At 44.4% G+C, this 22,859-nt stretch carries 24 protein-coding genes and 1 tRNA gene; 23 read left to right on the forward strand and 2 right to left on the reverse strand.

Translation table 11 applies throughout. The features are described from left to right. Nucleotides 1-124: 124 nt before the first annotated feature. The 5 genes from CRO25_RS25910 to CRO25_RS25925 all read left to right on the forward strand — a co-directional run bounded on the left by CRO25_RS25910 (nucleotide 125) and on the right by CRO25_RS25925 (nucleotide 3,773). Complete coding sequence (locus CRO25_RS25910; RefSeq protein WP_024629525.1) at nucleotides 125-886, forward strand: ParA family protein; 762 nt, start codon at nucleotides 125-127, stop codon at nucleotides 884-886. After that, nucleotides 879-1,724, forward strand: a complete 846-nt coding sequence (locus CRO25_RS25915) for a ParB/RepB/Spo0J family partition protein (protein ID WP_024629526.1) — start codon at nucleotides 879-881, stop codon at nucleotides 1,722-1,724. Before CRO25_RS25910 ends, CRO25_RS25915 begins: the two co-directional genes overlap by 8 nt. A 152-nt stretch (nucleotides 1,725-1,876) precedes the next feature. After that, on the forward strand, nucleotides 1,877-3,037 hold the full coding sequence (locus tag CRO25_RS25920; protein WP_079697074.1) for an aminotransferase class V-fold PLP-dependent enzyme: 1,161 nt from the start codon (nucleotides 1,877-1,879) through the stop codon (nucleotides 3,035-3,037). A 73-nt stretch (nucleotides 3,038-3,110) separates the two neighbouring features. Continuing rightward, nucleotides 3,111-3,263, forward strand: a complete 153-nt coding sequence (locus CRO25_RS33575; protein WP_179132272.1) for a hypothetical protein — start codon at nucleotides 3,111-3,113, stop codon at nucleotides 3,261-3,263. A 9-nt stretch (nucleotides 3,264-3,272) separates the two neighbouring features. Then, complete coding sequence (locus CRO25_RS25925) at nucleotides 3,273-3,773, forward strand: DUF4446 family protein (RefSeq protein ID WP_063567383.1); 501 nt, start codon at nucleotides 3,273-3,275, stop codon at nucleotides 3,771-3,773. Here the strand turns inward: CRO25_RS25925 and yyaC are convergent. Continuing rightward, nucleotides 3,748-4,353 carry a spore protease YyaC gene (gene yyaC, locus CRO25_RS25930; RefSeq protein ID WP_079696982.1) on the reverse strand — a complete coding sequence of 202 codons (606 nt, stop codon included), beginning with the start codon at nucleotides 4,351-4,353 and terminating at the stop codon, nucleotides 3,748-3,750. The two genes, CRO25_RS25925 and yyaC, sit on opposite strands and share 26 nt — an antisense overlap. 116 nt (nucleotides 4,354-4,469) lie before the next feature. Here yyaC and CRO25_RS25935 point away from each other — a divergent pair, with 116 nt between their 5' ends. The 4 genes from CRO25_RS25935 (at nucleotide 4,470) to CRO25_RS25950 (ending at nucleotide 6,088) form a co-directional block, all read left to right on the forward strand. Continuing rightward, the gene (locus CRO25_RS25935; RefSeq protein ID WP_029880815.1) at nucleotides 4,470-4,733 is read left to right on the forward strand and encodes a DUF3343 domain-containing protein; all 264 of its coding nucleotides are present in this window, start codon (nucleotides 4,470-4,472) and stop codon (nucleotides 4,731-4,733) included. A 14-nt stretch (nucleotides 4,734-4,747) separates the two neighbouring features. Then, entirely contained in the window at nucleotides 4,748-5,686 is a 939-nt protein-coding gene (locus CRO25_RS25940) for a mechanosensitive ion channel family protein (protein ID WP_079696983.1), read from the forward strand. Next, nucleotides 5,676-5,885 (forward strand): DUF951 domain-containing protein, encoded by a 210-nt coding sequence (locus CRO25_RS25945; protein WP_063567381.1) that lies wholly within the window; start codon nucleotides 5,676-5,678, stop codon nucleotides 5,883-5,885. The genes CRO25_RS25940 and CRO25_RS25945 overlap by 11 nt, the downstream gene beginning before the upstream one ends. Before the next feature lie 112 nt (nucleotides 5,886-5,997). After that, a tRNA-Ser gene (locus CRO25_RS25950) sits at nucleotides 5,998-6,088 on the forward strand. 417 nt (nucleotides 6,089-6,505) lie between these two features. Here CRO25_RS25950 and CRO25_RS25955 read toward each other — a convergent pair. Further along, nucleotides 6,506-6,700, reverse strand: a complete 195-nt coding sequence (locus tag CRO25_RS25955; RefSeq protein ID WP_063567380.1) for a YjzC family protein — start codon at nucleotides 6,698-6,700, stop codon at nucleotides 6,506-6,508. Nucleotides 6,701-6,901: 201 nt separating this feature from the next. Between CRO25_RS25955 and rpsF the strand changes: the two genes are divergently transcribed. From rpsF to CRO25_RS26025, 14 genes are all read left to right on the forward strand, one after another. Then, on the forward strand, nucleotides 6,902-7,195 hold the full coding sequence (rpsF, locus tag CRO25_RS25960) for a 30S ribosomal protein S6 (protein ID WP_024629534.1): 294 nt from the start codon (nucleotides 6,902-6,904) through the stop codon (nucleotides 7,193-7,195). A gap of 48 nt (nucleotides 7,196-7,243) precedes the next feature. After that, nucleotides 7,244-7,732 (forward strand): single-stranded DNA-binding protein, encoded by a 489-nt coding sequence (gene ssb / locus CRO25_RS25965; protein ID WP_063567379.1) that lies wholly within the window; start codon nucleotides 7,244-7,246, stop codon nucleotides 7,730-7,732. Nucleotides 7,733-7,788: 56 nt separating this feature from the next. Next, complete coding sequence (gene rpsR, locus CRO25_RS25970) at nucleotides 7,789-8,061, forward strand: 30S ribosomal protein S18 (protein WP_017691433.1); 273 nt, start codon at nucleotides 7,789-7,791, stop codon at nucleotides 8,059-8,061. Between the two features lie 219 nt (nucleotides 8,062-8,280). Further along, a complete protein-coding gene (locus tag CRO25_RS25975; protein WP_079696984.1) occupies nucleotides 8,281-8,874 on the forward strand; it encodes a M15 family metallopeptidase in 594 nt (197 codons plus the stop codon). Nucleotides 8,875-9,605: 731 nt separating this feature from the next. Then, complete coding sequence (locus tag CRO25_RS25980; RefSeq protein ID WP_064641983.1) at nucleotides 9,606-10,604, forward strand: ABC transporter ATP-binding protein; 999 nt, start codon at nucleotides 9,606-9,608, stop codon at nucleotides 10,602-10,604. Between the two features lie 4 nt (nucleotides 10,605-10,608). After that, a complete protein-coding gene (locus tag CRO25_RS25985) occupies nucleotides 10,609-11,541 on the forward strand; it encodes an ABC transporter ATP-binding protein (RefSeq protein ID WP_063567377.1) in 933 nt (310 codons plus the stop codon). A gap of 7 nt (nucleotides 11,542-11,548) precedes the next feature. Continuing rightward, nucleotides 11,549-12,511 carry an oligopeptide ABC transporter permease gene (gene opp4B / locus CRO25_RS25990; RefSeq protein ID WP_063567376.1) on the forward strand — a complete coding sequence of 321 codons (963 nt, stop codon included), beginning with the start codon at nucleotides 11,549-11,551 and terminating at the stop codon, nucleotides 12,509-12,511. Between the two features lie 29 nt (nucleotides 12,512-12,540). After that, on the forward strand, nucleotides 12,541-13,446 hold the full coding sequence (locus CRO25_RS25995; RefSeq protein ID WP_063567375.1) for an ABC transporter permease: 906 nt from the start codon (nucleotides 12,541-12,543) through the stop codon (nucleotides 13,444-13,446). Between the two features lie 19 nt (nucleotides 13,447-13,465). Then, on the forward strand, nucleotides 13,466-15,292 hold the full coding sequence (locus CRO25_RS26000) for an oligopeptide ABC transporter substrate-binding protein (RefSeq protein WP_063567374.1): 1,827 nt from the start codon (nucleotides 13,466-13,468) through the stop codon (nucleotides 15,290-15,292). Between the two features lie 252 nt (nucleotides 15,293-15,544). Next, nucleotides 15,545-16,435 carry a D-alanyl-D-alanine carboxypeptidase family protein gene (locus CRO25_RS26005; RefSeq protein WP_063567373.1) on the forward strand — a complete coding sequence of 297 codons (891 nt, stop codon included), beginning with the start codon at nucleotides 15,545-15,547 and terminating at the stop codon, nucleotides 16,433-16,435. 121 nt (nucleotides 16,436-16,556) lie between these two features. After that, the gene (locus CRO25_RS26010) at nucleotides 16,557-18,977 is read left to right on the forward strand and encodes an alpha/beta fold hydrolase (RefSeq protein ID WP_256863754.1); all 2,421 of its coding nucleotides are present in this window, start codon (nucleotides 16,557-16,559) and stop codon (nucleotides 18,975-18,977) included. 234 nt (nucleotides 18,978-19,211) lie between these two features. Further along, the gene (locus tag CRO25_RS26015; protein ID WP_079696986.1) at nucleotides 19,212-20,804 is read left to right on the forward strand and encodes an MFS transporter; all 1,593 of its coding nucleotides are present in this window, start codon (nucleotides 19,212-19,214) and stop codon (nucleotides 20,802-20,804) included. A 320-nt stretch (nucleotides 20,805-21,124) separates the two neighbouring features. Continuing rightward, the gene (locus tag CRO25_RS26020) at nucleotides 21,125-22,159 is read left to right on the forward strand and encodes an LCP family protein (RefSeq protein WP_063567370.1); all 1,035 of its coding nucleotides are present in this window, start codon (nucleotides 21,125-21,127) and stop codon (nucleotides 22,157-22,159) included. A 185-nt stretch (nucleotides 22,160-22,344) separates the two neighbouring features. After that, nucleotides 22,345-22,770, forward strand: a complete 426-nt coding sequence (locus CRO25_RS26025; RefSeq protein ID WP_063567369.1) for a CBS domain-containing protein — start codon at nucleotides 22,345-22,347, stop codon at nucleotides 22,768-22,770. Nucleotides 22,771-22,859 lie beyond the last annotated feature (89 nt).

Below are 22,859 nucleotides of genomic sequence, written 5' to 3' on the forward strand. Positions count from 1 at the left end.
AGCGTAGAATAGCACCATGAAGAAACGGTAGCTGATGTTTGCGTGGATAATAGCCACCTGCTTTTTGTTAACTGTAGCTCACAACCTACAAGAAAAGACTCCTATTTTATTTGAGGTGAAGTAATTGTCTAAGATTATGGCCGTAGCAAATCAAAAGGGCGGTGTGGGGAAAACGACGACATCTGTTAACTTGGGTGCAGGACTGGCTTCGCTCGGGAAAAGGGTATTGCTTGTCGATATTGACCCCCAGGGGAATACAACCAGTGGAGTCGGAATCAACAAAGCAGATGTGGCCAATTGTATATATGATGTCATCATTAATGAAGTTCCCCCTCAGGAAGCGATTGTGGAAACTCAGATTGAAGGCCTTCATATCATACCTGCAACGATTCAGCTTGCCGGAGCCGAGATTGAACTGGTATCCACGATATCACGGGAAGTTCGCCTGAAAAAATCACTCGCCATGGTGAAAAAAAACTATGATTACATACTGATCGATTGTCCACCTTCTCTAGGCATGTTAACGATCAACTCGTTGACAGCTTCAGATTCGGTGATTATTCCGATTCAGTGTGAGTATTATGCGCTCGAAGGGTTGAGCCAATTGCTCAACACGGTACGTTTGGTGCAGAAACATCTGAATACATCCCTGCAGATTGAAGGGGTATTGCTGACGATGTTCGACGCTCGTACGAATCTGGGCATTCAAGTGATTGAAGAAGTGAAGAAGTATTTTCAACAAAAGGTGTATCAGACCATTATTCCGCGCAATGTGCGGCTTAGTGAGGCACCTTCTCATGGTCAGTCTATCATTACGTATGATCCTCGATCCCGAGGGGCTGAAGTTTATTTAGAGCTCGCAAAGGAAGTGATTTCTTATGAGTAAGCGGCTTGGAAAAGGTCTTGATGCCCTCATTCCTTCGCTTTCAATTAATGACGATGATAAAGTCGTAGAAATCCCGATTAGTCAACTGCGGGCAAACCCTTACCAACCTCGTAAAGTATTTGATGAGGATGCGATACATGAACTCGCTGAATCAATCCGTCAACATGGTGTTATACAACCTATTATTGTAAGACCTGTTTTGAGAGGTTATGAGATCATTGCTGGTGAACGTCGTTTCAGAGCTTCCCAATATTGCGGTAATGCCACTGTGCCTGCCGTAGTTCGTAATTTCAGTGATCAGCAGGTTATGGAGATTGCTTTAATCGAGAACTTGCAGCGGGAAAATTTGAATGCGATGGAAGTTGCAGTTGCTTATCAGGGGTTGATGGACCAATTTGGATTAACCCAAGAAGAGCTCTCCGTAAAAGTGGGTAAGTCACGTTCTCACATCGCTAACTTCCTACGTTTGTTATCATTGCCGGAAGAAGTGAAGGATCATGTTTCACGTGGAACATTGTCAATGGGGCATGCACGTGCTATCGTCGGTGTTAAGGATGAAAGCCTTGTGAAGCAGCTGGCAAAACAAACTATTGATCAGCAGTGGAGTGTACGTGAACTGGAAGAGGCTGTTCAACAATTGGATCGTTCCAAAACGGGTGAAGCGAAAGCCAAATCCAAGTTGAAGAAAAAAGATCCATTTATTGATACATTGGAAGAGTCTTTACGTGAACGGTTCAAAACAACGGTGAAAATTAAGCATAACAAAGATAAAGGCAAAATTGAGCTCAACTACTACAGCAAACAAGATCTGGAGCGACTGTTGGAACTGTTGCAATAATAGTCGTGATTCCATGATCGATGAACAACATGCGGGGCTTTTTCATGTGATGACATATCGCCTCTGTACCATGGAGAAACGATATGTCATTGTTTGTTTATAGGGAATTCATCCAAACAGAACGATCAATTAGGGACAGAGGTGGTCATGAGGTGGAGGGAGTTATCTATCTGGATCATGCAGCGACATCTTGGCCTAAGCCACCTGCTGTCGGGGAAGCCATGATGCAGGCTCTGGATGTGGCAGGGGCCAACCCAGGCAGAGGAAGTCATCAGATGGCTGTACAGGCGAGCCGAGTTGTATTTGGTGCCAGAAAAGCGTTATCCACTCTTTTGGGTGTTCGTAATGCCAATGATATTGCACTGGGTTCTAATACCACAGAAGCTTTGAATCTAGCTATTCAAGGGTGGTTAAGAGAAGGCGATCACGCCATTGCTACGATGGCTGAACATAATTCAGTAAGACGGCCCTTGGAGTACATGCGCAGATCTCGTAATGTAGAGGTTGATTATGTGCCTGTTAATGCAGCCGGGGAGATCGATCTGGTCGAATTCGCACGGTTGTTTCGTTCCAATACAAGATTGGTTGTCTGCACGCATAGTTCGAACCTGCTGGGGAATATTCTGCCCATTGGTGAAATTGCACTGATGTGTCAAAAACACCAGGTGACTTTGCTTGTTGACGCTGCTCAAAGTGCTGGAATTATCCCTGTGGATGTGAAGCAGCTTGGCATCGATATGCTTGCCTTTCCCGGGCATAAAGGACTGTTGGGACCGCAGGGAACGGGTGGGCTGTACATCGCTCCTGAGCTGGATGTGCAACCATTGCTTCACGGAGGGACAGGAAGCCAATCCGAGGCGATTGAGCAGCCACTTGTTCGTCCTGATCGCTATGAGGCGGGTACGCCGAATACCGTGGGTATAGCAGGTCTGGCAGCCGGAGTGCAGCATGTGCTTGAACTGACGCCTGAATTCATATATAAACAGGAGTGGGATTTGACTCAGCATATGATGAATGGGTTATCATCAGTTCATGGGATTCGAATGCTCGGTCCTGAAATTGGACAGCCGCGTACCGGATTGTTATCCTTTACTGTTGAAGGATATGATTCGGCCCAACTCGCTTTTCAATTAGACCGAAATTATGGCATCGCTGTGCGTTCAGGTTTTCATTGCACACCACTTGCCCATGAGTCGGCTGGCACAACGGCAAGTGGGGCTGTCAGAGCGAGCGTGGGATATAGTACATCAAGAGAAGATGTCGATGCGTTGATCGAAGCAGTTATCGAATTAACAGCATCCAAATCTGTATGAAGCAACCCTAATGAAATGTGAATTTCAATCGCTTGAATAAGCAAAAAGCAAAAGAGGCAAGAAGCCAAAACGAGTGATTAACCGTAGGGGTTATCTGGTGAATAATAAGGGTAAGCTTGAGGGTTATATTAGTGCGTTGGATGGCTTTACTTGGCTGAATGGATCGATGATGTGGAGTACGTTTGAAGCTACAAACGTTAACCTGAACAAACCAACAGAGGGGTAGTTGCACTACATGGCTGAATTAAATGAGCTGATTCTGGAACAGCTGATATGGATTATTGGCGGCATGGCATTACTTTTGGTGATTTTGCTTATCATAAGTATTGCTCAAGGCGCAAAGCTACGGAAGTTTAAACGGAAATATGAGGCCATGATGGCTGGCAGTGGAGTGGAAGATCTGGAGTCGCTGTTAATTAATCTGAAAATTCAGATGGATAGCATTGAGGATGAGCATACACTGCAAACGGATCAGTTAAAGACTGTCATGCAGAAGCTGACCCGCATCCAGGGTAAAGTGGGCGTGAAACGGTACAACGCTTATGGGGAGCTTGGTAGTGATCTGAGTTTCTCCATGGCGATGGTTAACGATAGCCAGGACGGTATGGTACTCACTGGTATCTATAATCGAGACGGTTCCTATGTATATGCTAAACCTCTTAAAGGGGGAGAGTCCACGTATACTCTTTCCCCTGAGGAAAAGGAAGCCATTACTCTGGCACAGCAAGCAGAGTAGAACGGGTATGCCATTCGCGAATGGCGGAGTAGAGACTGCTGGATATAATCTCGGACATGCGCATGACGAGACTGAGACGTGTGTTCTGCAAAACAAAGTATTCCATAAAGCCGCCGACGTTAACGATACCTGTAAGATGGATATCGCCGACCGGCGGTAATTCTTTATTTACACCCGCTCCTGGTTTGAGCGATCCATTCACGACCTGGATACATCCAACACTCGAAGACTGTCCGAGACAGGCATCAATACCGATCACATAAGGGTTGTGATGTGTTGTGTGTATTTTGTGAAGGGTGTCCTGCAGGTTCATTGCATGTACGGGTTCATCCAATGTGCCATAGAGATGGAATAGAGGGCTGTCCCACTTGGCAAGTGACGAGCCGACGAGCGGGCCAAGGCAGTCCCCAGTAGAGCGATCTGTACCGATACAGACGACAACTACATTTTGTAAAGAATGGGCTTTATAGAGATGAAACATTAAACGATGAATGATGGCTGAGTGAATGCCTGGATCTGTATGTGGGATTTTCAAACTGGCCATGTCTTGAGATGAGAAGGAATGCGAAATGGGATTCATAGGATCTATCCTTTCCCTTGGAATAGTAGTAACAGTATATGGAAGGATAGAACGTTTTATACTTCGTGGGGACAAGCTTTTTCAAAGGGATGAATGTATCACGAAAGGAGCCGGACATGGACGAGTGGATAGATGATTGGATGCTGATTGCTTTTGATTCCACCCAGCAGGCGCTGCGGGCAGAAATGCTGCTGGAGTTTGCCGAGATTGAGATCGACTTATTTCCTACCCCAAAAGAGATCACAGCGGGCTGTGCTCTATGTATTCAGTTTCCAAAAGAAGATCTGGAGAGAGTGAAACAAATCATTCGTAACGAATTTGTGGAGATCCGTGGCCTCTATTTCAAAACCGCTGACAGCTATGATAACATACCCATGTAGAGGAGGTTTGATCTATGTTGCCATTTAAGTTTGCTACTGGAGGAGATGGGCCAGCGGAGACCGCTGTAAAAAGTGCTATAAGCTGGACAGATAAATTATGGGATAAAGTCGCTGATGCAGATATGTGGTTTAATATTCTGCTCAGCTCAATCCGCATCGTTATTATTTTCATTATTACGCGTATTGTGATCAAGATTGTATCACGTATTATAGATCGCACGATGGCACGCAAGCAGGAAGGCAAGATTCGCGTCAATCCGCGGAGATTTATTACCGTGGGAGAGTTGATGAAAAATGCGACCTCCATAACATGTAATTTCATTATGATTCTGTTACTGTTATCTGAGATCAACGTGAAAGTCGGACCATTGTTAGCGAGTGCGGGAGTACTTGGACTGGCTATCGGTTTTGGTGCCCAAGGATTGGTGAAGGATGTTATTACCGGTTTCTTCATTATATTGGAGGATCAATTCGCAGTGGGCGATGTTATTCAAACAGGAACCTATAAAGGAACGGTTGAGGTCATTGGTCTGAGAACAACCAAGCTGGTTAGCTGGCAGGGTGAGGTGCACATCATTCCAAATGGTACGATTGCAAGTGTAACCAATTTCTCGATGTCGAACTCCCTTGCAGTTGTGGACATTCCGATGAAGGGTGAACAGACCCTGGACGAATCAGTGCACTTGGTGAAACGAGCTTTGACTGGGATTGAGGATCGAGATCTGAACATCGTTAAAGTACCTGACGTGCTTGGTATCCAGTCGATGTCTACCTCGGAATATGTGGTTCGCATTGTTGCTGAGTGCTTGCCGAACTCCAGGGCATCTGTAGAGCGTCAAATTCAGAGTGATGTGAAGAAAACACTGGAGTATCATGAGATGAGCAATCAGGCAGCATTAGAGCAAGCAGCAGCTCAGGAGAAGGATGAGGGGGATGGCATAGGTGGAGCGTAAAAGTTTCCAGCTTGGGGACATTGTGCAGATGAAGAAGCAACATCCATGTGGCAGTAATGAGATGGAGATTATTCGGATGGGCATGGATATTCGCATCAAGTGTGTAGGATGTAAACACAGCGTATTAATTCCCAGAGCGAAATTCGAGAAAAACATGAAAAAAGTACTTCGTTCGACAGAGGATTCTTCTGAATCCTAATGAAAAAATGCGGTAATGTTTACTCTATTTGCACTCCATAATAACGTTTACATGAAGGCATAGCTTAAGTATTGCGTTCTGTAAATGATCATGCTATAATCATTATTGCTGCGGAAAGGTACCCAAGAGGCCCAAGGGGGCTGACTCGAAATCAGTTAGGCGTGTCACAGCGTGCGTGGGTTCGAATCCCACCCTTTCCGCCACTAATAGATATTGCTTTTTAATTGTAATTGAACAACTTACTCAACGTGTGTTGAGTTCTATACATGCAAGAAGACCTTCCAGCTGGAAGGTCTTCTTATTTTTTTTGTTGTCTAATAACTCTTCTTAATTAAAAAACAAAGAGCCCCTAAGGGCCCTTCATTCGGCGATGCATTCGGTTTGTTAGGAAACAATCGGTCGTAACAATCAGAAACTTGGTGTACTGCAAGTAGCAATACTCGTGCTTCAGACAAAGGCCTTACACACAACCATCTTGCTTCTTAAATTACGTGATGAATCTCCAACAGTGAATGTTCGGCTTCGTTGTCCAACGGAACCACACCTCTCTCGTGCATCGCCTGATTATATTATGTGCATTAGTACGTTTTATATACAGCAGTCTGAAAAAATCTTTACGCTTAGTGGACGCGGGCTTTGGTAAGCTTTTTCCACTTGCGATTCTGATTGCTTGTTTCAGGGAAAGCTTCACCCTTTTGGAGGGTTATCCGTTTCGGATTGTTAATCTCCGTATGAAAGCTCTTCTCACCAACCTCGGTGTACTCACCATCGTTTGGAGCTTTGTCTCCTGGTTCAAACTCGGTTCTTTCACCCATGATAAAACCTCCTCGGCGTAATGGATTCCAATGTTGCTTCTGTAGTGTGCTCCATTGGAGTTATGATCATGTGTTTTAAGAAGAGGGAACGTTTGCTTGCATTGAGACATCATATTTGTTATATTAATATAGTTCGAGTTTGTGCTCGTTCCTTGCTCTCAACATAGATTGAGGGCCAGAGTCCATAAGGAGGTGAAAATTATGCGCAAATATGAAGTGATGTACATTATTCGTCCTGATGTTGAGCAAGAAGTTGTTCAAGCTACAGTCGATAAATTCCAAGGCATCATCTCCAACGGCGGTGGTGAAGTTACAGCTCACGACGTTATGGGTAAACGCCGTCTTGCGTATGAGATCAAGAAATTCCGTGATGGTGTTTATGTTTTGGTACACTTCACTGCTGAACCAGCAGTAGTTACTGAACTTGAGCGTCTCATGAAGATTTCTGACGAAGTAATTCGTTATCTCATTACAAACGACGTTAAGTCTGCTTAAGACAACTCGTGATCAATGCACCAATACGCTCTGAAGGAGGGGATTACATTGTTGAACCGTGTCATTCTGATCGGCCGGTTAACCCGGGATCCTGAGTTGCGTTATACTCCAGCTGGAGTAGCAGTTACGCAATTTACTTTGGCAGTGGACAGACCGTTTACAAGCCAAGGTGGAGAAAAGGAAGCGGATTTCATTCCGGTCGTAACCTGGAGACAGCTTGCTGAGACTTGTGCAAACTATTTGCGCAAAGGACGCCTAGCTGCAGTCGAAGGACGCATTCAAGTACGGAATTACGAGAATAACGAAGGAAAACGTGTATACGTGACCGAAGTCATTGCCGATAACGTCCGTTTCTTGGAGTCAGCTAACCGTGATAATAACGGTGGCGGCGGTGGTGGTCAACCGATGCGTGAAGAGCCTTCTTATGGAGGCGGCGGGCGCGCGAACAATAACAATAATTCGCGTAGCAACAATCAGGATCCTTTTTCCGATGACGGAAAACCGATTGATATATCGGATGATGATTTGCCATTTTAACGTGAGCCGATACTCTAATGAGATATGGGTTACATGATAGGAAAGGACTGAAAAGCATGGGCTTCAAGCAAAGAGAAGGCGGAGACAACGATAAAAGACCGGCACGTCGTGGCGGCCGTAATAAACGTCGTAAAGTGTGCTTCTTCACAGCTAACAAAATTACTCACATCGATTATAAAGATACGGACTTGCTTCGTAAATTTATCAGCGAGCGCGGAAAAATTTTGCCACGCCGTGTAACAGGTACTAGCGCTAAATATCAACGCATGCTGACGATTGCCATCAAACGCTCCCGTCAAATCGCATTGCTACCATACACAACTGAGTAGTCTTACTCAGCATGGATACAAAGCAGTCGGCTTATAGCCGACTGCTTTTTTGCATCTAAAAATAATTAAGGTTGGTTCTCTCCTGGTAATTGGATTTGGCAAAGAGCTGCGGCGATAGAAGCAATTAAGGCGTAAATGATTTATAATAGAGTCTATTATATTGCTGATATCAGATAGCGTGAGTATAAACGAATAAAGATTTCACCATCAGGAGAGAGCATGAATACATCCAAACGTAAAGTAAAACAGAGACGCAAGAGTAGTCTGCGATTTTGGCTCGTAGCTACGTTTTTGCTTTCCATTATATATGTATGGTTACAGCAAAAAGGAGATACCTACGATATTTGGCCACGGACCAATGTACAAGAAGCAGTGCCGATCACTGGACTTCACCCGGTAGTCGCGGAAAGTGAGAAGTTGTTGGTTCGAAAGGCAGCTAGACGAGGAATTGAAATCGTGATTACACATGATTTTCGCAGCATTGATGAACAAGATGCTCTTTATAATCAAGGACGCAACATTGCCGGAAATATCGTTACCAACGCCAAAGGGGGAGAGTCCTATCACAACTATGGTTTAGCCATTGATTTTGCGTTGCAGACTCCTGAAGGAGATGTGGTGTGGGATATGGAACGTGATGATAACGGCAATGGAAAGCCAGATTGGCTGGAAGTTGTGGAACTTGCCAAAGAACTAGGGTTTACGTGGGGAGGAGATTGGGATAACTTTCCGGATTATCCTCACTTGCAGATGGACTTTGGATTAAGTATCAACGATTTGAAGCGTGGGATAAGACCTCCGGTTACGCAGTAATTACAATATTATATATACATCTATATGTATAAATATTAGAAAAGCCTTGCATTTTGCAGGGCTTTTTTCTTGCTTTTGTAAAATAAATGATAAAAGATGACAATTTGTTCTTTACATAAGCGATTAAATGAAACTATACTATAATAACTAGAAATTTAACTTCAATCCTTTAGTAATATCAAAATCACACCTCTAAAAGCACAAAATTTGGCTAGAAACCAATTTCACTTCCAAACAAAATATTTCCTCTACAATTCCCTCATACCTAACATAATAGTTTGTTATATCTATATTTATAACATTTAACTACACATACTGTGTAATGCTAATGTCATGTATTTAGATAATCGGTATATTTAAGATTCAAACTCTACCATTGAAAGTATCTGACTGGCTCTGAAATTCCTTGATTTATTCCCTTTAAAATATAACTAATACCCAGAACTGTGCTATAAAAAACATTTATACCATAAATCTCAAAATAAGCATTGACGTCACCTAAATTTACACGTATGATTACATTAATTATTTTGCTTTATTATCCCGCTAGGAATTGTCAGTATTAATTGACCAACGGTCTAAATAGCAGTGTGAAAAATGGATTCTCCTAATGATTTGGTATTTTGTATACACTTTCGTTCGTTATCTTCAAGAACATGGAAATATACAGTGGATGCATTCTTCTACACATGAATACAGTCCGCAGAAATTATGGGGTTAGGGTGATTGATTTGAATACAGAGCTATTGGAAGTCAGAAATCTAACTACATCATTCAGAATTGAAGATGACTATTATGCAGCAGTTGATCACGTTAATCTTACGGTTAAAAAGAATGAAGTATTGGCTATTGTGGGAGAATCAGGATCAGGCAAAAGTGCCTTTGCTTTTTCAATTATGGGCCTGCATAACAAAGCCAAAATTGATGGTGAAATTCTTTACAAAGGGCAGGATATAGCGAATATATCTCCCAACAAGTTAAACAAACTTCGCGGTAAAGAGATGGGGATGATCTTTCAGGACCCACTTTCCGCATTAAATCCTCTGATGCTGATCGGTGAACAGATCGAAGAGATTCTGACACTGCATCAACCCAAGCTATCTTCGAAAGAAAAGAAAGACAAAGTAATTGATTTACTCAATCAAGTAGGGATTCCGCGTCCCGAACAATTATACAAGCAGTATCCTCACGAACTATCGGGTGGTATGAGACAGAGAGTTGTTATCGCGATTGCGATTGCCAATAAACCTGAATTGCTGATTGCCGATGAACCAACGACAGCGCTTGACGTTACAATCCAACTACAAATTCTGGAGCTTATCCGCGAATTGAAGAACGAGATTAACGCAGGAATCATCCTGATCACGCATGATCTGGGAGTCGTTGCCGAGATGGCTGATCGCGTGGCAGTTATGTATGCAGGTGAAATTGTTGAGATTGCCGATATCTATACTCTAATGACGGATGCCAAACATCCATATACACGGTCTCTACTAAACTCTATTCCTACCATTTCTGAAGAAAAATCGAAGCTTCATGTCATTCAAGGCATTGTTCCTTCACTGAAAAACCTTCCTCGCCAAGGCTGCCGATTCAAGGCCCGAATTCCATGGATAAGTGATTCGGCTCATGAAGAAAACCCACAGATGCATGAAATTGCGCCAGGTCACTTTGTACGGTGTACCTGTTATCAGCACTTTCATTTCCCTGATCAAGCTGAGGAGGAATAACATAATGGCATTACTCGAAGTAGAAGGACTAAAAATTCACTTTCCGATTCGCGGAGGGTTGATCAAGCGTGAAATTGGTAACATCAAAGCGGTTGATGATGTGAGTTTCTCCATTGAGCAGGGTCAAACGTACGGCCTTGTAGGTGAGTCAGGCTCAGGCAAAACGACTACGGGTAGAGCCGTTATTGGCTTAAACCATGTGACGGCCGGGAAAATTCTTTTCGATGGAAGAGATCTGGCTACAGAGCGGCGGAAAGATAGACAACTGCAGCGTGATGTGCAGATGATCTTTCAAGATCCGTACTCTTCGTTAAATCCCAAGAAGCGTGTTATCGACATCATTGCTGAGCCACTCCGTAATTATGAACGGCTGACAGCTACGGAAGAGAAACGCCAGGTCCGAGACCTTCTGGAGAAGGTTGGATTGAGTCCCGAATCGATCTATAAGTATCCTCATGAGTTTTCCGGGGGGCAGCGGCAACGGATTGGCATCGCTCGTGCGATTGCATTGAAGCCGAAGCTAATCATCGCAGATGAGCCAGTATCTGCGCTCGATGTATCTGTACAAGCCCAGGTGCTCAACTTCATGCAGGAAATTCAAAAAGAGCTGAATCTGACCTACCTGTTCATCAGTCACGATCTCGGCATTATCCGTCATATGTGTGATCAGATCGGAATTATGTATAAAGGTCGATATGTGGAGCAAGGCACAACGGATGATATTTTTGAGAATCCACAACATATCTATACCAAGCGTTTAATTGCAGCCATTCCGGATATGGACCCAACCAAACGTGAAGAAATGGTAGCCTTCCGTCAGCAGGTCAAATCCGAGTATGAAAATTCATACCGAAATTTCTTTGATGAGGAAGGGCTGGCATACTCGCTCCAATCCATTTCCGATACTCACCGAGTAGCTCTACCTCAGAAAGGTTGAAGACCATATGTGGAAAACGATAGTACGCAGAATTATCATTATGATCCCTCAGATCTTTTTGCTTAGCCTGTTGGTCTTTCTGATGGCCAAGGCGATGCCTGGGGATGCACTTACCGGATTACTCGATCCGAGTATTGATCCAAAAGCGCTGGATGAACAGCGGGAACGACTGGGATTAAACAATCCATGGTATGTACAGTATTGGGATTGGATCAAAAATGCTGTACAAGGCGATTTCGGACAATCTTTCCGGTTCAAAATGCCAGTATCTGATTTGATTGGTCAGCGTGTAGCCAATACGTTCTGGCTTGCACTGGCGACACTGGTGTTTACTTATCTGATTGCCATTCCACTTGGCATTATCAGTGGTCGTTACAACGATACCTGGTCTGATCGGTTGATCACAGGTTACACCTACTTGGGCTTTGCAGCCCCGTTGTTTATCTTCGCACTGGTGATGTTATGGATTTTTGGATTCCATTTTGGCTGGTTCCCAACCGGGGGAAGCGTGGAACCTGGACTTACACCAGGTACATTCAGCTATATAACAAGCAAATTCTATCATTTGTTATTACCGTCACTATCCATGGCATTAATTGCAACGGTATCTACCGTCCAATACTTGCGTAGTGAAATTATCGATATCAAGCATAAGGAATTCGTTCTTACTGCGAGAGCCAAGGGCGCCTCGGAATCTCGGATCTACAACAGACATATTTTAAGAAACTCCCTGTTGCCGATTGCCGCATTTTTCGGTTATGAGATTACGGGACTTATCGGAGGTACCATCTTCATTGAGAGCATATTCAGTTATCCAGGTATGGGACAGTTGTTCCTGAATTCTATTTCTCTTCGGGATTTCAGTGTAGTAACTGCACTCGTCTTGTTATATGGCATAGCTACAATCCTAGGATCGTTGCTGTCTGACATTATTCTGGGTATTGTTGATCCGCGTATACGGATCAAGTAAGAACTTGAAGATTTCGGGGTGAAAATAAGATGAGCAAGGCCAATGATGTCGTTATAACTTCACAGAAGATTGATAAGAGCCCCTCCAGCTTGAGTATCTTGTGGCGGGAGCTTGTCAGAGATAAGGTGGCACTAATCTCGCTCATATTTTTGGGACTGGTCATACTGCTGGTCTATGGTACTTCTTTGATCCTGGATCAAGCTGAAATTGTTAAGGTAGATTTATTTGCTTTGTATGAGCCGCCTTCCGCGCAGTATTGGCTGGGAACTGATTACGGTGGTCGTGATGTTTTCGGACAACTGATCATCGGTACACGTAACTCTCTAACCATTGGTATTATCGTCACCTTAATGACTGGTTGTATAGGTATCCTGGTTGGTCTGTTATCCGGTTACTTCGGTGGAATGATCGATAACTTGTTTATGCGCGTTGTTGATTTCTTCATGATTCTTCCGATGCTGATGATTGTAATCGCGTTTGTTACTGCAGTACCCAAATATAATATTGTATCTTTCTCATTAATCATGACAGCTTTTCTCTGGATGGGGATTGCCAGGTTGATCCGCTCCAAAGCATTACAGGAACGGGAACTGGACTATGTAAAAGCTTCAAAAACATTAGGTTCGTCCCATCTGAAGATTATGCTCTCACAGGTACTTCCTAATCTTAGCTCCATCATCATCGTAACGATGACGTTGAATCTCGCTGCCAACATTGGCCTCGAATCGGGTCTGTCCTTCTTGGGATTTGGATTCCCGGAAAGTACACCAAGTCTTGGAACACTCGTAAGCTATGCTCGTAATCCGCAAACACTGGAATACAGATGGTGGATATGGCTACCTGCGTCAGTACTTATTCTGGTATTGATGTTGAGTATAAATAATGTCGGACAGGCCCTGAAGCGTGCGACTGATGCAAGACAAAGAAGAGGTTAAAAAAAGGGAGGAAAGGTTCATGAAAAAGGGATTATTTTCACGGGGACTATTTTTCACGATGATGTTGGTCTTCGTACTTGCGCTTGCGGCGTGCTCGGAGAAAGAGGCGGCAACACCAACGCCTTCTACGAACACAGGGGAAAAGAAAACAGAGGAGAAGCCTACTAAAGAAGAGGGCGTTTACTCTATCGAAGATTTCAACAACGTCAAAACGAATGAAGGCACTGCAATTGAGGGTGGGTCCATCACATATGGACTGGTATCCGATACTGCGTTTGAAGGAACGTTGAATTTTAACTTCTACTCCGGTAATCCGGATGCAATGGTTCTGCAATGGTTTGACGAAGGTTTGCTGACTTGGGACAAAGACTATGTATATACCAACGATGGTGCAGCAACGTATGAAACATCGGAAGATGGCAAAACGTTCACACTGACCATTCGTGATAATGTAAACTGGCATGACGGCAAGCCTGTAACGGCTGAAGATTTGCAGTTTGCTTATGAAGTTATCGGTAACAAGGCTTATGATGGTCCACGTTACGATTCCAACTTTACAAGTGTAGTAGGTATGGATGATTATCACGCTGGAAAAGCAAAAACGATCTCTGGGATCAAGGTTCTTAGCGAAAAACAAATCAGCATTACGTACAAGGAATCTACACCTTCCTTGCTGACAGGTGGCGTATGGACATATCCACTGGCTAAACATATCTTCGGTGATATGGATGTAGCGAAAATGTCTTCTTCCAAAGAAGTACGTGAAAAACCAATCGGTTTTGGTGCATTTAAAGTGGAAACAATCACTCCAGGTGAGTCTGTAACTTTCGTTAAAAACGATGACTACTGGCGTGGAGCTCCAAAACTGGACAAAGTGACTTTGAAAGTAATCAACCCAACAACGGTTGTTCAAGAATTGAAATCTGGCGGGGTAGACCTCGTGGATTCATTCCCGACAGATCAATATAAAGACAATGCCAATATGTCCAACGTTGAATTCCTGGGTGCAATCGATCGTGCTTACACCTATATCGGTTTCAAACTGGGCACATGGGATGCTGACAACGGCAAAGTTGTAACAAATGCTGAAGCAAAAATGGGAGATAAGAATCTGCGTAAAGCCATGTGGATGGCTGTAGATAACGATCAAGTGGGCAAACGTTTCTATAACGGTCTGCGTTGGAATGCAACAACATTGATTCCGCCGTCTCACCCAGAATTCCATGATTCTAACAATCCGGGTGTTGCATATGACCCAGAAGCAGCGAAAAAATTGCTGGATGAAGCAGGTTACAAACTGGATGGTGAATTCCGTACGAAACCGGACGGTTCCCCACTTGAAATTAACTTTGTATCGATGACCGGTGGCGACACAGCTGAACCACTGGCACGTTACTATGTTCAATCGTGGGCAGCAATCGGTCTGAAAGTAAACCTGGAAATGGTTGAGTTCAACAATTTCTATGACCGTGTAGGTAACACAGGTAAAGATGATCCAAATATTGATGTATATCAAGCTGCTTGGGGCGTAGGTATTGACGTAGATCCAGCAGGTCTGTATGGCCGTGATGCACTGTATAACTTCTCGAGATTCTCTAGCGAAGAAAATGACAAATTGCTCGCACAAGGTGTATCTGCTGAAGCGTTTGATGTAGACAAGCGTAAAGAGATCTACAACCAATGGCAGCAGTACATGGTTGATGAAGTTCCTGTATTCCCGACATTGTACCGTGCTGTTGTAGCACCGGTTAACAAACGTGTAATGAACTATGCGATTGGTGACGGAACAGGTTTATATCTGAATGACATTCAAGTTAATGCAGATAAAGCGGTTGTAGCAGAGTAATAAAAAAGCATTAGCAACAATAAGGATTGGGGTCCTTTTAAGAATTCGGTTGCTAGATCTAATTGAAAAGATTCTTCTAGGTATGAATAGAAAAAGTCTTGTAAAGCATGGATTCCGTACACTCTGGCATGGGGGTATGGGGTCCATGTTTTTTTTGGTAACAAAAAAATAAAAAAAATTTAACTTTTTTTATAAAAATTGCAGACAAAATGCCTCTTCACTTCGTCTATATCTGTAAGAGGTGATTTTCCGATGAAAAAATGGTGGATACGGGCAGGAATGCTGCTGGCTCTACTGGTTATTATATATTTGGGTGTTAAACCGGACATGCTGGTGGGCAAACCGGGGATTAAAGCTGAATCTGCTGTATTAATGGATATGAACTCTGAGCAGATTCTAATCAACTTTAACGGTTCCGAAGAAATTGCAACGGCAGGGATTAGCAAATTGATGACAGAACTACTTGTAATGGAGGCTGTGATCAACGGAGAGTTGCGTTGGGACGACCCTGTTAATATAAGCTTGTATGCAAGCTCAGTAGGTGGCAGCCACCTGGGTTTGAAACAAGGGGAGCAATTCACTGTGCAGGAGCTATTCCAGATTGTAGCCGTCTATTCCGCGAATGATGCCGCTATTGCTCTGGCTGAACATATCAGTGGGACAGAGCAGACTTTTGCACAAAAGATGAATCAGAAGGCAACAGAGATCGGATTGTCTGACAAGACGGTGTTTACGAATGCAACAGGTTTAAGTGAAAAACTACTTGGTCCGAGTCATCCGAAGGAAATACAAGGGCAGACCGTAATGACCGCCGTAGATGCATGCAAGCTTGCACGTTATCTGCTGAATAACTACCCCGAAATATTGAGAGTTTCCAGCCAAATGCAGGTGTCGATGCACCAAAAAGGAATGTACATGAGCAACACCAACTGGATGCTGTCCTCTATTGGCGGACCCTATGCTTACGATGGAAACGATGGATTGAAGACCGGATATGATGAGGATTCTGGCTATCACTTCGTTGGAACGGCTGAGCGAAATGGCAAGCGACTGATCTCCGTTGTACTGGGTTCGGATAGTCGTGAGGGACGTTTTATCGAGACACGAAAGCTATTCAATTATGGATTTTCCGGTTCAAAGTAAGGGGTAATGGAACTTGAGTGTTCTACGCTGTTAACCTATGGTGGATCATGGTAAAATAATTTACGTATAATTCCAAATTATTGTGTAATTCACTTTAAAGGGGGAAAATAACTTGAACGTAGTGAGTAAAAAAGTATATGCTCTCACGCTTACCATGGCGATGTCAATCGCTCTGATTCAACCAGCGGTCCAGGCAGCAGAATCGGTGAAGCCTACGGCGACAGTCGCTGAATCCATTGCTTCGAAGGCAACACAGACACTACAGAAACTGGGATACATAGATGGCACAACAGATGGAATGAAAGAGTCACAAACGCCAATTACTCGTGCTCAGGCCGCAATCATCCTGCAGCGTGTACTTAAACTGGATGCTCCAGCGTCTCTTACAGGTTTTGCAGATGTATTAGCTAAGGATGAAGCTGCTCCTGCCATTTACGCACTGAAGCAAAGTGGTCTTATTCAAGGGCAAGCCAAAGGATATGCACCAGATGCACCTCTCACAAGAGCACAGATGGCATCGTTGTTTACTCGGGCATTTGAACTGAAGGATAATGGCATTCAGGTTGTATACAGTGATATGGCGCAGATTCCAAAGGTACATACGGAGGATGCAATTCGTCTGAAGCAGCATTTTATTATTGAAGGCAGTGCGTTTAACGCCAAAAATTCAGTGACCCATGGTGAGTTTGCTGATGCGCTGTACCTCGCTCTTGGACTTGATGTGCAGTCAGAAGGTCTAACACCTCTGGAAGACTTCTTCAAACAGCCGGCTCAAGCAGGATTCCAGATGTCTCCGGATGGTAAACATCTGGCTTACATGGAGCCTTGGAACAACCGAATGAATATCGTGGTGAAACAGAATGGTCAGGACAAGTCGGTACGTATCACGAGTGAGACAGAACGCAGTATAGCGGGATTTGTATGGGCGACAAAGGATAAGCTGTTGTATGTAAATGATGAAGCAGGGGACGAGAACTATCATATTTATGTAACGGATATTGATGGTAAGAACAGCAAGGATCTGACGCCATATCCGAATACAAGAGCGATCCTGGTAGACTCCCTGGAGAATATTGCGGATGAAATTCTAGTAGGTATGAACAAACGTGATCCACGGATCTTTGACGTGTACCGGATTAACATCAAGACAGGTGAGGCTGTACTTGCTGCAGAGAACCCGGGCAATATTACTGGATGGCTTACGGACCATGAGGGTAAAATTCGTGTGGCCATATCGAGTGATGGTAATGTCTCTTCGTTAATGTATCGTGAATCAGAAGATAAACGATTTGAGAATTTGATGACCACCAAGCTCGGAGAAACTTTTGCGCCGGTGATGTTCACGTATGATAACAAAAACATCTACGCTGTATCTAATCTGGAGCGGGATAAAACAGCGATTGTCGAATACAGCCCAAGCAGCAAAAAAGTAACGAAAACCATCTATGAAAACAAGGATGTGGATGTATCCAGTTTCGTTCCTTCTAAAGAAAAAGGCACAATCCTTGCAGCTGTCTATGAGACGGACAAGGTTAACTATGAATACTTCGACAATGATTTCAAAAAATTGATGCAGGATATTCAGGCAAAAGTTCCGGGTAAAGAAGTAAGCATTTCAAACATAAGTGAAGAAGGTCAGGTTCTGTTCATTGCGTATAGCGACAAATCCATGGGTACGTATTACTTCTACGATTCCAAGACAGGTAAGCTGGATAAATTAGCTGACGCCGCACCTTGGATTGATGAGAGTAAAATGTCGGATGTAAAACCCATTACGTACAAGTCACGTGATGGTTTAACCCTTCATGGTTATCTGACGCTCCCACAAGGAGCCGAGGCTTCCAAATTGCCACTGGTTGTTGTTCCGCATGGTGGACCATGGGCCCGAGACTCATGGGGCTTCAATCCCGAAATTCAATTTCTCGCAAGCCGTGGTTATGCCGTACTACAGGTGAATTTCCGTGGCTCTACTGGATACGGTAAGGAATTCCTGGATGCGGGCAACAAAGAGTGGGGTAAAGCGATGCAGGACGATCTCACAGACGGCGTAAATTGGCTGGTTGAAGAGGGAACGGTTGATGCGAAGCGTGTAGCTATCTACGGTGGATCTTATGGTGGATATGCAGCTCTGGCAGGACTGGCATTCACACCAGAAGTCTATGCAGCAGGAATTAGCTATGTTGGACCATCCAATCTGTTCACGCTGCTGGATTCACTGCCACCTTACTGGGAGTCGGAGCGCAACATGTTCTATGAACGTATGGGTGATCCGGAGAAAGACAAGGAGCTGCTGACAGCTGTCTCACCACTGTTCCATATCGACCAGATGAAAGCCCCATTGTTCGTGGTCCAGGGCGCAAATGATCCGCGTGTGAAACAGGCTGAGTCTGATCAGATCGTGGAGGCTCTGCGCAAACGTGGAGTAGATGTGCCATATATGTTAAAAGCCAATGAGGGACATGGCTTCGGCAATGTTGAAAATCAATTGGATTTGTATCGTGCAATTGAGAAATTCCTGAATCGCCACTTGATGCAGCAATAGTAGTTAAGTTCAACAATAAAACCGTCCCACGGGTTCCATCGAACCTGAGGGACGGTTTTATTTGGTGGAGCAGGGAATTGAATGAGGTATCCAAGCATATAAACAAATTGACATATGTAATCATTTTGTTTTAAAATGACCAGTGAGTCATTATTGTTCGGTTCGGTTTAATATATATGTATCATTACAGCCTTACGCTACTGGATTGCAATCTGATCGAGGAGGAAACGTGTAATGCAAAAACAAATGAAATGGCCGCTTATCCTATTTGCTATCGGGGTGTTTATGGCTGCGCTGGATAACGGGATTATTACGTCGTCCCTGACGACTTTAAATGCGTCATTTGGCGTGTCGCCGACGTGGGGAGCATGGACAATCACGCTTTATACGCTCGGACTTGCGGTGAGTGTGCCGATTGCGGGTAAGCTCTCCGACCGTTATGGACGCAAGAAGCTGTTTCTGATTGAAGTGGCTTTGTTCGGAATTGGGTCTTTACTCGTTGCACTAAGCACATCGTTTACGTTTTTCCTGATTGCTCGTGTCGTCCAGGCGTTGGGTGGTGGCGGGATCTTTATCATTGCGAGCTCTTATGTATTAAGCAAGTTCCCAGCGGAGCGTCAGGGCACAGCCTTGGGTCTTCTGGGAGGTATGAACGGGGTTGCGGCGATTCTAGGGCCGAATATCGGTGCTTTTATCCTCGACATTACGGGGAATTGGCATTGGTTGTTCTTAATCAATGTACCGATCGCCATTTTGCTGTTTATTGCAGGCATCCGTTATATTCATGAAGAACAGGAGCTGAGCCGTAAGGCGGTGGACTGGAGTGGTATCGCGGTCATGACGCTGGGTGTGCTCAGTCTGATGTACAGCTTTAGCAATCTGGATGGCGTAAATATGCTGCAAAGTCTTGGCTCACCGATGTTCTATGGCTTCTTCCTGGCAGGTGTGGTCATTCTGGTTCTCTTCTACTTTCTTGAAAAAAGGCTGGAAGGATCACAACGTGAACCTGTTGTATCTACACAGCTTCTGGGCATTGCGTCCTTTCGTTGGACGCTGCTGATTGCCTTTTTCTCAGGAGCCATTCTGGCATCCGTGATCTTCATTCCAGGTTTTGTTGAGCAATATCTCGGGGTATCCAACACAGCCTCCGGCTACTGGTTTACACCGCTTGCTCTGGCTTCAGGCATTGGTGCAGGTGGTGGCGGTTATCTGGTTGACCGCAAAGGGCCAATCTGGACGTTATCTGTAGCCGGATTGCTGTCGGCTATCGGCTTCCTGCTCTTCCCGCTGTGGGTAGAGCATATCTGGCAATTCGTGATTGCGAGTGTACTTGTGGGGATTGGCTTCGGTATGATGCTGGGAGCTCCAGTGAACGTGCTCGTTACTGAGCAAGCGGGTGAGAACAACAAGGGCATTGCGGTAGCGACCAGTTCCTTGTTCCGTCAGATGGCTATGGCGATCGCGCCAACCATTTTTGCCGGTTTCCTGGCTCGTGCCTTCTCCAACCTGGGCTCCAATATTCAGCAGGGTCTCACAGATCAGGGCATTCAGGTGCCGCCCGAAGCGCTTCAACAATATGCGTCTGGCGGCGGTGCAGCTTCAGGAAGCGATATTTCCAGCTTAACCGAAGGACTATCCCAAATTCCTGATCCGGGCATTCGAGATGTGTTGCTACAGGCTCTTCATCAGACAATCGGCGAGGGTTATAGTGGACTGTTCTGGTCTGCGGTTATTTTCAGTGTACTCACGCTGGTCGCTGCGTTTATTACAGGGCGACAGCGTCATAAAGAGAAGAGGAATCGGGTGGAGACAGCATCAACAAATTGAATGGATGGACATTCCACATGAAGAGAACAGTGCACCTTTTGCCAGTAAAAAAGGAGCACTGTTCTTTTCAATTTAACCGTATTGTAACTTTTCATCATCCAGCAATGATTACAATAGAACGAGCGTGAGCGGCGTTTTCTTTTGAGATAGAGAAAACTTCAGAGAACACCGTGTCACAAGCCATTGCGCACGTTTAATGGTAATTATATAAGTTGAACGGATCATTAACACTGTACCGTTGCGGGGTCAGGATAAGTTAAATTCAACTTATATAGTAGTAGTATCGAATTTCATTTTGACAGTGAAGAAGGAATCGATGGATGACAAGCAGAACTAAAGATAAGAAGAAGAAGAGAAGAAAAGGTCTATATATAACGCTCGTATCGCTCGTTGTTTTGTTAATCGGGGGCTATTTGTTTCGTCAGCAGCTTGCTGTAGCGGCCTTCGATCTGTTTCTCGCTGGTTCAGTTGAAGACCAATTGTCTCGTTCCTATGTCCCTCAGGAGGGCAACAATACGCCTGACCCAACAGTATATCGCAAAGAACCGTTCTCGGTATTGCTGCTAGGCTCAGACAAACGTGCCTATGAGAAAACACGTGGGCGCTCAGACACGGTTATCTATGCCGTTGTTCGTCCGAAAGAATCCCGCGTACTCCTGGTATCCATTCCTCGTGACACCTATGTGCAGATTGTTGGACGTGATGCCAACAAGGATGGTGAGGATGATTATGACAAGCTCGCGCATGCCTACGCCTTCGGTGGGGAGAATATGTCTATCAATACGGTGGAGAAATTTCTCGATGCGGATGTAGGTTATTATGCAACGATTAACTTTGATGGGATCAAGAAAGTCGTTGATGCACTTGGTGGCGTGAAGCTGCCGATTGATGAGGACATAGTGAACAAGAACCCGGAACATGTGCAGTTCACAATAGAAGGCGGTAAGCCGATCTATGACGGGCAGGAAGCACTTTACTATGTAAGATACCGTGAGGATAGCGATTTTAATCGCACCAAGCGGCAGCAGATTTTCCTGAATGCCATGGCGAATGAGATGCTTAATCTGAACGCCATCAGCAAAATTCCAGAATTGATTCAGATTATGGGAGACAGCTTCCAGACGGATATGCAGCCTTCATTCATTATTGATCTGGCCAAACAGGTACTGACTCAGGAAAAACCGCAAATCTCAAGCTTCACTATTTTGGGCGAAGGAATGCGGAAAAACGGAATTTATTATGGCAAGGCAGATGAGAAAGACGTCCAATATGCCAAAGAGCTGATTAACAACTGGATGGATGAGTCGACCCCAGCCGGTGAAGTGATGATTCCTGACCGGCAGAAGATCGAGTAACCAATTCCATACAGACGTTATGTTTTAGACAACGATCAGCAGTGCGTTTATTGGCGGGCTGCTGTTTTTTTTACTTTGTAGAAGGAATCATGTCCTTTTGGAACATCTTGCGTTCTAATGCGTACTATGTAAGTTGAATGTAATAAGCTGACTGATGAAATTTCACAAGGAGGATACGTAAGGGTATGAACATCGCATTTTTTTTGCTGCCCAAACAAGAAGTTACGTGCGTAACGTCGGATTCTACTCTGCGGCAAACGTTGGAACGGATGGAATATCATCGGTTCACGGCGGTGCCCATTTTGAATAAGGAAGGCAAGTATATCGGCACGGTTACCGAAGGTGATCTGCTGTGGTATATGAAAAACGCCGAGGGAAAGATTACATTTGAAAACGCTTCAAAATTCCTGCTTAAGGACGTTCCACTTCGGCTGGATATCAAACCGGTATCCATTGAAGCCAACATGGAGGATTTGATTAATCTGGCGAAAGTGCAGAACTTTGTGCCGGTTGTCGATGATATGGAGCGCTTCATCGGGATCGTAAGACGGAGTCAGATTATTGAGTATTGCGAGGGTATTGTAGCCAAGGAATCCATGAAAGTGAAGTAAGTCGAAACAAATTTCGATATTGATGCAACTGCGTGGATAATCACAGCCGTCCGGTATCATGTTAAACTTAAGAAGAGCTGAACAAGAGC

The sequence above is a fragment of the Paenibacillus sp. RU5M genome, assembly GCF_900221055.1.
Taxonomy (GTDB): Bacteria; Bacillota; Bacilli; order Paenibacillales; family Paenibacillaceae; genus Paenibacillus; species Paenibacillus marchantiae.